Below are 9,488 nucleotides of genomic sequence, written 5' to 3'. Positions count from 1 at the left end.
CGAGAACACTCACCACTTTAGTAGTGAGATGAATCGCCATAATAATATGTGATAAGCGAGGTGAAAAATGTGGAAAAGGCTTACAAATATAGAATATATCCGAATAAAAAACAGAAAGAAATAATAACTAAAACATTTGGATGTTGTCGTTTTGTATACAATAAGTATCTTGCTAAAAGAATCGAGATGTATGAGCAAAGTAAAATAACTTTCTCATATGTTCAATGTGCAAACGATATGAAACAACTTAAAACAGAACTAGAGTGGCTTAAAGAAGTTGATTCCACAGCACTTCATGATAGAGATGTTAATGCTGCCATTAATATTCTCAACGAAGGACTTAGGATATTAAAAGTAGCATAATGAACATAAACAATAACGATAGGAACTATCGGGATAGCTTGGTAAATATCCTTTCGGTAGAAGGGAGTTCCCAAGAATCTCGTGACTTTAGTCATGAGAGGTTCAAAATACGACTGCAAAAATATATGTCGTTGATCCTGATGATAAATCGAAAACTAAAATTGCATGTATAAAATGCGTTTGTGAAATTACTAATTCCGTTGTGGAAATACGACAGAATAACAACGTGATTTTTACAGTTGAGTTTTTAGAAGATGAAGAAGAAACGAAGGGGGTTTTTAACGATGAAGATATACAAACGCATGATTAGACCAATGGTTAACCCACCAACTATCCAAGGATTTAGTAGTAGACCATTTCCACTTTTAGGAGAAGATTTTTGGTGTGATGAGGACAATGAAGATATAAAAATAAGCGCATGGAAAAAGATGATTGAAGATCCCATGAGTACGTTGCTTGTAGATGAAAAATATGAAGAGATAGAATTCCCGCAGCCTAAACCTATAAAAGTGGAAGATGATAATTTTGTATGTTTTATATTTGATATTGACAAGATAGATGTGGCTACTATGTGCGAATACGCTTCCAGTTGGACAGAAGTTTTGCCTAAAGGGGTTTCGGTAGCGATACTTCCATCGCTAGATGTGAAAATTTTAAACGAAGAAACGGTTGATATCTTTATAAACGACTATAAACAAAAAGTAGAAGAGAGACGATGGATGATTAAAAATGGAGTGGAAAGAAATTAAAAAACTCGAACAGTGTTGGTTATACAACGGATACCCTTGTCACACTGGAAGTTACTATGGACTTCCAGACGAAGGGTGTCCAGTATACCGTTGGTTTAAACAGATAATAGAAAAAAGAACTTTTAAAGGAGGGAATTAAATATGGAAGAAAATAAAAGGATTGTAGAAATTGATGGTGTAAAAGTTGAGGTAGATTTTAGAACTGCCAAGAGAGTTGATACTTATAAAGTAGGAGATAATGTGAAGATTCTTGAAAAAGAGTATTCCGATTATAAAGTTAAACCGGGAATTATTGTAGATTTTGCAGAGTTTCAAGAACTTCCAACTATAGTGATTGCTATATTTGATGAGGGATCATGGAGTAGCACACCAAGTATTAAATTTATTTATTATAATGAGAAGACAGCAGACAAAACAGAAATCGTTCCTGCATCAGAAGATGAAATCCGTTTAACCAAAGATGGTGTCATTGAAAAGTTTGAAAGAGAAATTCAGAAAAAGAAAAATGAATATATGGATCTTCAAAACCAGCTTGATTATTTTAAGAAACATTTTCTTAAAGAGTGCGTTGTAGAGTAAATAGATTTTTTACGATGAGGTGCTGGAATAGGTAAACAGAAATACAAATTCATGGGGATGTCAGCAGTTAACGGTTGGCGGTCATGCGAGGGTTGAGACTACGTGCCGAAAAAGCGGAGCCAGTTGGAGAACATATACTCAAACCGTCAATAACCCACGACTAAAGTCGCAGGCTTGCAAAAGCCTTTGTTGACTAGCTTAAGTTCTTCGAGAACTACGTTATGTGAGAATATATAGTTACCTGTGGATGTACAGCCTAGTCTGCAGCTCTAAGGTAAGTGATTAAACAGTTCTAATGGGTAGGAACAGTGTTGCTTACAAATAAACCTCACGATAACATTAGCGAAGGCTACATTACGGTTGGTATGTACCGGCTTATAGCATAGAACATATCAAATTTACGAAAGGAGCCATTATTTCATGGTATATATAATAGATCAATATGGACGTCCACTTATGCCAACAGAAAGATATGGCAAAGTCCGTAGATTATTAAAAAATAGCAAAGCTAAAGTAATTAAAAGATGTCCGTTTACAATACAACTTATGTATGATAGTACAGCTTATACTCAGGATATAATGCTTGGTATAGATGCCGGTAGCAAACACATAGGTGTTTCTGCTACAACAGCTGATAAAGAACTGTATGCCGCTGATATAGAGCTTAGAAATGATATAGTTGAGCTGTTATCTACACGAAGAGAATCCCGCAGAACTAGACGTAATAGAAAGACAAGATATCGTAAACCAAGATTTAATAATCGTAAACGTGGTGACAGCTGGCTTGCTCCATCAGTAAGAGCCAAAGTAAATACTCATTTAAAGGTAGTATCTGATATATATAAGTTTCTTCCTATATCAAAAATCATTGTAGAAGTAGCTTCCTTTGACATTCAGAAAATAAAGCATCCTGACATATCCGGTACTGAATATCAACAAGGTAAACAACTAGGCTTTTGGAATGTAAGGGAATATGTATTGTATAGAGATAATCATACTTGCCAATGTTGTAAAGGTAAGTCAAATGACAAAGTCTTAAATGTGCATCATATTGAATCTCGAAAGACAGGTGGAGATGCACCTAATAACCTTGTTACCTTATGTGAAACTTGTCATAAAGGTTATCATAATGGAACTGTAAAGTTACCCAAAACAATAAAGAGAGGTATGTCTTTTAGAGATGCAACTTTCATGGGTGTAATGAGATGGGCTTTTTATAACAGACTAAAAGAATTATATCCAGATGTAAAATTGACATATGGTTATATAACAAAAAATACACGTATTGAAAATAATCTGTCTAAAGAACACTATGTAGACGTAAGATGTATAAGTGGTAATCCTTTGGCTGAACCTCTGGGATATGTTTATTATCAAAAGAAAGTACGTTGCCACAATAGACAGATACATAAATACAAAATAAACAAAGGCGGAGTACGAAAGCGTAACCAAGCTGATTATTTGGTTAAAGGTTTCAGGTTGTTTGATAAGGTTAAATATAATAATAAAGAATATTTTATCTTTGGCAGAAGAACTAGTGGGTTTTTTGATATAAGAGATCTACAGGGTAATAAAGTTAATAAGGGTAGCATTAGTTGTAAAAGACTTAAATATTTATATACTCCCAACACATATCTAACAGAAAGGAGGTTCACGGGCAGTGCTTAACCGCACTCCTCCCATGACTAAAGTCACGGGTGTCCGTGCTAAGAAATTTATGAACTATTTCCTCCAACGGAGTAAATTAATTGACAAAATATAGCATAGATGTTATATTTGAGTCAAATAAGGGAGGTGATTAATATGCTGCAAAGTAAAAATAAATTAGAAGAAACATTACAAAGAGCAATTGTGAATTTAGATGACCGGAAAGAAGTTCTTAAAAAGCTTTTAGATAAATATAATTTTCCAATAGATTTTTCCAGTGACGTGTTGACTTTTAGAAAACGAATTGGAGAACTTGACGCCTTTCAATTATTTGTTTTTACAGACATACTTGTTCCACGCGTTCTTGAAAAATATTTTAGCCCAGATGAAATTAAAATGTTTAAAAATGACAAGTGGGAAAACAAGAAGAAACCAAATGTGCTTAGATTTAAAGCGTTAGAAGTGAATAGTGAACATTGGATTGGAATATCTGACGTTAAGTCCCTAATGGAATTGCGAGATTTCCAGTTGATTCATTATAATGGAGACACGCAGAGAGCATTAAAACAAGTTATTCGTGATGGAAATATAATTTTACAACCTTATTTAAATAATACTGCGGTAAATGAAATTTGCGAATTATATAAGAATAATAAATTTATTCCTAATACAATAACATTAAATATGCCGGAAGATGTGGATTATAAATATATCAAAGGTAGTAGTGAGTTGGAAATTTACGATTTGGATCACTTTGATATTACAGATGGATACCATAGATATGTTGCTATGGGAAATGTCTATGACAATGTTGAAGGATTTAATTATCCAATTGAATTAAGAATAACAAAGTTTTCCGAGGAACATGCAAGACAATTTATTTATCAGGAAGATCATAAAACAAAAATGCGGCGCATAGATGCTAATTACATGAATCGTTACGATTATGGAAATATTATTGTCCGTAAATTAAATGATAAATCAAACCTTGCCAACCAAATTAATAATGCAAATGGCTATATAGAAGCACCATATTTAGCATTATGTATTAACCGGATTTGGAAGCCTAATGATAATAAGGATGCGGTAGTATATGCTGCGGAAATCCGAAAAGCATTAGACGAATTCACCGAGGAATATACCGATTATCTTGGAAGATCTTGGGGAAGACGGGAAATTTTATGCATCTTTTATGGATTCTTTAGAAAGCTAACTCCTAAACAAAACGTAGATCTCTTAACTTATATTTCCGAACATTATCCGGAAATAGATAATAAATCAATTGTTAGAAAAAAATATATTGATATATTAGAGAAAGAGGTGAGACGTTATGTTTAATGAAGAAAATAAAAAAAGATTTATGGATGATATTGATTTAGATCAATATCCATATAATTATTGGCAAAACATGTTTAATAAATCTGAACAATTAGAAGAAATGTATGGAAAAGATTTGTATGATTTTTCTAAAAAAGAAGTATTAACTTTTCTCAAATTTCAGGACAGTAAGTCATTCGATTATATTAGCGTCATCATCTTTAATTTGCGAAAATATTCACAGTGGGCTTTAAAAGAAGGGTTGTTAATAGACGGACAGAATCATTTCGCCGAGATAAGCAAAGAAGATGTAAATTCTTGTGTAAACAAATTGGGATTAGATGAGTCTATAATCTCAAAAGAAGAAATGGTTAGTATTTTATATAAAATTCCAAACTGTAGAGACAAGTTTGTAATGATTGCTTTATTTACAGGTATAAAAGGTTTAGGTTATTCGGAAATTGTCCGGGCTAACTTGTCAGATATAGACGAATCTGCCCATAAGATGAAACTTTGCACGGGTAGAATTATTGATATATCTGACGACTTAATCCGGGTTGCAAAACTTGCAGATCAGGAACAAGAATATATCTATAGTGATGGTAAAAAGAGAACGTTATATGGAGATTATGGGGCATTATATAAAAATAGTAGTCCCAAAACAACGGAAGAACAGGCAATCAAGCGTTTTCCGCGAAGCTTCCGGAATATGTTAGATGATCTGGGCGTTTCAAGATATTTAACTATTAACAGTATTTTTACTAGCGGATTAATAGATTGCATTAATAGAATTTGTGAAAAGAATAATTTGACAACATCTGAAGTTTTCGCAGATCCGAAGCATGTTGAATATCTTCGCAATCAATATGGGTTTAATATAGCCATCGCCAACAGATTTATTACTAAATATAAGGATTATCTTAAGTAAGAATATATCCCTTCTTTTGGAAGGGATTTGTTCTTAGTAAATAAGGAGTAAATTAATAAAAGTATTTGACAGTAAGTAGTGTTTGTGTTATATTAATATCAGAAGGGAACAAATTAATATAAGGAGTGACAAGAATTAATGAAAGATATAAAATGTATATGCAGTAAGTGTCACTCTGTGTTTGAAGCTAAGGAAGCGGTGCAAATAGAAAGAAAGTATGGAAATGTAAATATTATTGAAAAAAGATGTCCTTTTTGCGAAGGGGAATTTAGACAATTAGATTTGCCCACAAGCTTAGATAGATATCTATATGTAAACACAGACTCAAGATACTACGGCTGCTAAAAAAAATACCTTGCGGTGTAAGGGTTAACCGCAATATAGGGCTGTCGCCAAGCGGTAAGGCACAGGACTTTGACTCCTGCATTCGTTGGTTCGAATCCAACCAGTCCTGCTAAATAAATTATAGAAAGGAAACGCTCATAAATGAAGATAACAAACCAAAAAGCAGAGTTAATTAAGCATGATAAACATCCATATATGCTTATATCTGAAGCTGCACATACATGTTATAAAGCCGAACCGTATGACGAAGATAGGCTAGATTTAGCAACTAATTTTGTCAAACGTTTATATGGATCGGGACATCTCACAACTTTAGAACATGAATATGTGTATTTTTTATTAGACGATTTAACACTTAAAGCATTAAAAAATTGTAAAAACCACAACGAATTTGATGATGATGTACAAGACATAGAAACCATAGAGGCTATAAAGTATATAAATTTTGCTGGAAGATATGTTTCAGGTTCTTTTCGAGCATGGATTGATTTGCTTAAAGAATGTCCAATTGGAAATATTGAAGCTGCATTAGCAAATAAATATCCTGAGTTCTTTAGAAAAGTCGAAGATCCGTGGAACCCGGCGGGAGCTTATATGGTTTCAAGAGAAGAATTAATAGATTTAAACCCTAAAGGAATTGAAAAATTAATTCCTCACACATTTAGGTTGACGACTAGCAGAGCGGTGGCAAATGAGTTAGTTAGACATCGTGCCAATATTACTTTTAGTCAGGAATCTCAGAGATATGTGGGGTATGACAAAGATAAGTTTGGAAACCAGATTGAGGTAATAACTCCGCTGATCGATACAGATTCTTCCGCATATAACGATTGGCATTATGCTATGTTAATGGCGGAAACACAGTATATGAATCTTCGCAAAGCTGGTCTACCGCCAGAAATTGCAAGGGGTGTTTTGCCAAATGACTGCAAGACGGAGTTAGTAGTAACTGCCACTGAAAAAGAATGGCAGCATATTATTAATCTTAGGTATTATGGTACAACCGGAAAACCACATCCACAAATGAAAGAACTTATGGGATTGATTTTGCCGATTTTATATACAGAAACAAAAAACAGAGTAAAATAATAAAAGGAGGGAATTAAAATGGCGTTATACGAAAAGCTCAAAAGCATACAGAGTGACTTAAAAGCGCCTAAGAAACAGTACAATGCGTTTGGTAAATACAAGTACAGAAACTGTGAAGACATCATGGAGGCAGTTAAGCCAGTACTAAAAAACTACAATTGTACTTTAGTCATTCAGGATGAAGTAATTAATATTGGCGAAAGGTTTTATATCAAAGCCATTGCCACACTTATTGATGCTGAAACGGGAGAAACAATATCAACCTCTGCGTTTGCACGAGAACCAGACGACAAGAAAGGTATGGATCCGAGTCAGGTTACTGGAGCAACATCTAGTTATGCTCGAAAGTATTGTTTAAATGGAATGTTCCTTATAGATGATACAAAAGACTCAGATTCAACAAATAAGGGAGCTTCGGCATCGGTAAACACAGAACTAACAAATATACATACAGAGATCATTAAGGTATGTACGGAGTTAGGTGGACAGAAAAATACGGAACTTATGAATACCTTAAAGACGTTTGTAGCTTCTGGAAATCCACGACTTATTAAGTCTGTAGATAAAGCAAAGGAATGTTTAGAAACGATTAAGAAATTAAAGAAATAAAGGAGATAAGATAATGAATAATGTAGTTTTAATCGGCAATCTTTGTCGTGACGGTGAAGTTAGATATAGCATAGGAGAGAATGCAACTGCTATATATAGAAATTCAATTGCAGTTCAGAGAAAATTTAAAGATAAGTCAACCGGAAATTATGAATCCGACTTTATAGGAATTGAAGCTTTTGGAAAGACTGCTGAATTTCTTGACAAGTATTTTCCAAAGGGATCTAAGGTAGCCGTTACTGGTGAAATTAGAACAGGTTCTTATGTTAATAAGGATGGACAGAAAGTTTATACAACAGATGTCCTAGTAAATAATGCAGAATTTTGCACAAAGAGAGATGAAAACAGTGTGCCTCAGGTTCAGGCTCAGCCACAGACTCCTGAATTTATGGCTATTTCAAGCGACATAGAAGAAGATCTGCCATTTAAGTAAAATCCCCCTTTTTACATATAGGTTTAGCCCGAAAGAGTCTTTCCATAAAAAAGACGATAAATAAAAAAATGGAGGTGTTATTTTGGCAGCTTATGAGGATCTAAAAGATATATCTGCGGAAAGTGCAGTTATAGCATCACTACTTAACCATCCGGAATTCATATTGCATACTGATTGGTTAAAAGCTGAACATTTTTCCCAAAAAGAAAATGGCGCAATCTATTGGGCAATAAATGAATTATATAAAAAAGGAATTACTAATATTGACGAGGTTAATCTAAATAATCAGTTGGCTAGTAACAAAGCTGTTGTAAAGTTAATGGCACTTCATAATCTCACAGATGTTAGTAAGTATATAGAATTAGCAGGATATGCGGCAAGAGATACTATAAAAGAATATATAGAACTCTGTCGCACTATTTTAGCTTTAGCGTATAAAAGGAGTTTATATAAAAAATCCGGTGAATTACAACGTCTTTGCTTTAATTCAGATACAGAAGTGGAAGTTACAGATAATAAAGTTCATCGAATAATTACAGATCTTACCGAAAAATTTTTAATAACAACAGAAATTAAAACAATAGGTGAAGAAGTCGATGATATTTTGGCAGAGATAATCAAAAAACAAACCGAAGATGGTTTTGGAATTCCAAGTAAATGGAATATTTATCGTCCATTTTACGTTTTTGAACCGGGAGAGTTAATAGTTGTTGCTTCTAGAATGAAGTCGGGAAAAACCGCCAACTTATTAAATGAAGCCATTCATAAGGCTAAACAGAATATTCCAACAGTAGTATTTGATACGGAATTAACAGATAAAATGTGGGTTACTCGAGCATTAGCACATCTTAGTCAAATTCCCGTAAGGCGCATAAAAGAAGGAAAGTGGTCACCAGAAGAAAAAAACAGAATTCTTTCTGCAAATGCAGAACTTAAAAAGCTCCCACTTGTGCATATATATATGCCGATAGTTGATATAAATCGGGTTTATGCTATCTGTAAAATGTTGAAATATAAGATTGGTCTTAAGTTTGTTTGTTTTGATTATATCAAAGGAAACGACACAGACGCTTTTGCTTTATCTAATAAACTTGGGCAAATCACAGATGTATTAAAGAATGAGATAGCTGGAGAATTAGATATGTGCGTATTAGCAGCATGTCAGCTAAGTCGAAATAATGAAATATCATCTTCAGATAAAATTGCCATGTATGCTTCGACTATAGTTTATTGGAGATATAAAACTGCTGAAGAAATCAGATCAGATGGTGGTTTGGAATACGGAAATATTTATACACGTATATATCTAAATCGTAACGGAGCACAACAAGATGCTGGAGAATGGATGAGTTTAAATTATATTGGCGATACACAGACAATCATGGATTGTAAACAAACAGTTAGAGAAGAAACGCCGTTTGGCTAAATT

Annotated in this window: 11 protein-coding genes and 1 tRNA gene; all 12 read left to right on the top strand. The window is 33.7% G+C overall.

Annotated elements, in window-relative coordinates; translation table 11 throughout:
* The first annotated feature begins 69 nt into the window (after window positions 1-69).
* The 12 genes from B5D25_RS09045 (at window position 70) to B5D25_RS08995 (ending at window position 9,485) form a co-directional block, all read left to right on the top strand.
* Window positions 70-363: a helix-turn-helix domain-containing protein gene (locus tag B5D25_RS09045; protein ID WP_159444135.1), complete on the top strand. Its 294-nt coding sequence runs from the start codon at window positions 70-72 to the stop codon at window positions 361-363.
* Between the two features lie 284 nt (window positions 364-647).
* Window positions 648-1,112 (top strand): hypothetical protein, encoded by a 465-nt coding sequence (locus B5D25_RS09040; protein WP_078787638.1) that lies wholly within the window; start codon window positions 648-650, stop codon window positions 1,110-1,112.
* A 141-nt stretch (window positions 1,113-1,253) separates the two neighbouring features.
* Entirely contained in the window at window positions 1,254-1,691 is a 438-nt protein-coding gene (locus tag B5D25_RS09035; RefSeq protein ID WP_078787637.1) for a hypothetical protein, read from the top strand.
* 420 nt (window positions 1,692-2,111) lie between these two features.
* The gene (gene iscB, locus B5D25_RS09030) at window positions 2,112-3,359 is read left to right on the top strand and encodes an RNA-guided endonuclease IscB (protein WP_078787636.1); all 1,248 of its coding nucleotides are present in this window, start codon (window positions 2,112-2,114) and stop codon (window positions 3,357-3,359) included.
* A 135-nt stretch (window positions 3,360-3,494) separates the two neighbouring features.
* Window positions 3,495-4,676, top strand: coding sequence for a hypothetical protein (locus B5D25_RS09025; RefSeq protein ID WP_078787635.1), 1,182 nt, complete (start codon window positions 3,495-3,497; stop codon window positions 4,674-4,676).
* The gene (locus B5D25_RS09020; RefSeq protein ID WP_078787634.1) at window positions 4,669-5,583 is read left to right on the top strand and encodes a phage lytic cycle repressor MrpR family protein; all 915 of its coding nucleotides are present in this window, start codon (window positions 4,669-4,671) and stop codon (window positions 5,581-5,583) included. Before B5D25_RS09025 ends, B5D25_RS09020 begins: the two co-directional genes overlap by 8 nt.
* A gap of 138 nt (window positions 5,584-5,721) precedes the next feature.
* Window positions 5,722-5,928 (top strand): hypothetical protein, encoded by a 207-nt coding sequence (locus tag B5D25_RS12745; RefSeq protein ID WP_143000662.1) that lies wholly within the window; start codon window positions 5,722-5,724, stop codon window positions 5,926-5,928.
* Between the two features lie 37 nt (window positions 5,929-5,965).
* Window positions 5,966-6,037 (top strand) — tRNA-Gln (locus B5D25_RS09015).
* Between the two features lie 32 nt (window positions 6,038-6,069).
* On the top strand, window positions 6,070-7,017 hold the full coding sequence (locus B5D25_RS09010) for an FAD-dependent thymidylate synthase (RefSeq protein ID WP_078787633.1): 948 nt from the start codon (window positions 6,070-6,072) through the stop codon (window positions 7,015-7,017).
* An 18-nt stretch (window positions 7,018-7,035) separates the two neighbouring features.
* Window positions 7,036-7,626, top strand: a complete 591-nt coding sequence (locus B5D25_RS09005; RefSeq protein WP_078787632.1) for an ERF family protein — start codon at window positions 7,036-7,038, stop codon at window positions 7,624-7,626.
* Between the two features lie 13 nt (window positions 7,627-7,639).
* Complete coding sequence (locus tag B5D25_RS09000) at window positions 7,640-8,059, top strand: single-stranded DNA-binding protein (protein ID WP_078787631.1); 420 nt, start codon at window positions 7,640-7,642, stop codon at window positions 8,057-8,059.
* Between the two features lie 82 nt (window positions 8,060-8,141).
* Window positions 8,142-9,485 carry a DnaB-like helicase C-terminal domain-containing protein gene (locus B5D25_RS08995; RefSeq protein ID WP_078787630.1) on the top strand — a complete coding sequence of 448 codons (1,344 nt, stop codon included), beginning with the start codon at window positions 8,142-8,144 and terminating at the stop codon, window positions 9,483-9,485.
* Window positions 9,486-9,488: the final 3 nt, after the last annotated feature.

This window comes from Eubacterium ruminantium, from assembly GCF_900167085.1.
GTDB classification, from domain to species: domain Bacteria; phylum Bacillota; class Clostridia; order Lachnospirales; family Lachnospiraceae; genus Eubacterium_Q; species Eubacterium_Q ruminantium.
This window is presented reverse-complemented; position numbering and strand designations above follow the sequence as displayed.

Excerpts from the sequence above, each read along its gene's own strand:
- B5D25_RS09040 (WP_078787638.1), top strand. The coding sequence starts at position 648 with ATGAAGATATACAAACGCATGATTAGACCAATGGTTAACCCACCAACT.
- B5D25_RS09035 (WP_078787637.1), top strand. The coding sequence starts at position 1,254 with ATGGAAGAAAATAAAAGGATTGTAGAAATTGATGGTGTAAAAGTTGAG.
- iscB (WP_078787636.1), top strand. The coding sequence starts at position 2,112 with ATGGTATATATAATAGATCAATATGGACGTCCACTTATGCCAACAGAA.
- B5D25_RS09025 (WP_078787635.1), top strand. The coding sequence starts at position 3,495 with ATGCTGCAAAGTAAAAATAAATTAGAAGAAACATTACAAAGAGCAATT.
- B5D25_RS09020 (WP_078787634.1), top strand. The coding sequence starts at position 4,669 with ATGTTTAATGAAGAAAATAAAAAAAGATTTATGGATGATATTGATTTA.
- B5D25_RS12745 (WP_143000662.1), top strand. The coding sequence starts at position 5,722 with ATGAAAGATATAAAATGTATATGCAGTAAGTGTCACTCTGTGTTTGAA.
- B5D25_RS09010 (WP_078787633.1), top strand. The coding sequence starts at position 6,070 with ATGAAGATAACAAACCAAAAAGCAGAGTTAATTAAGCATGATAAACAT.
- B5D25_RS09005 (WP_078787632.1), top strand. The coding sequence starts at position 7,036 with ATGGCGTTATACGAAAAGCTCAAAAGCATACAGAGTGACTTAAAAGCG.
- B5D25_RS09000 (WP_078787631.1), top strand. The coding sequence starts at position 7,640 with ATGAATAATGTAGTTTTAATCGGCAATCTTTGTCGTGACGGTGAAGTT.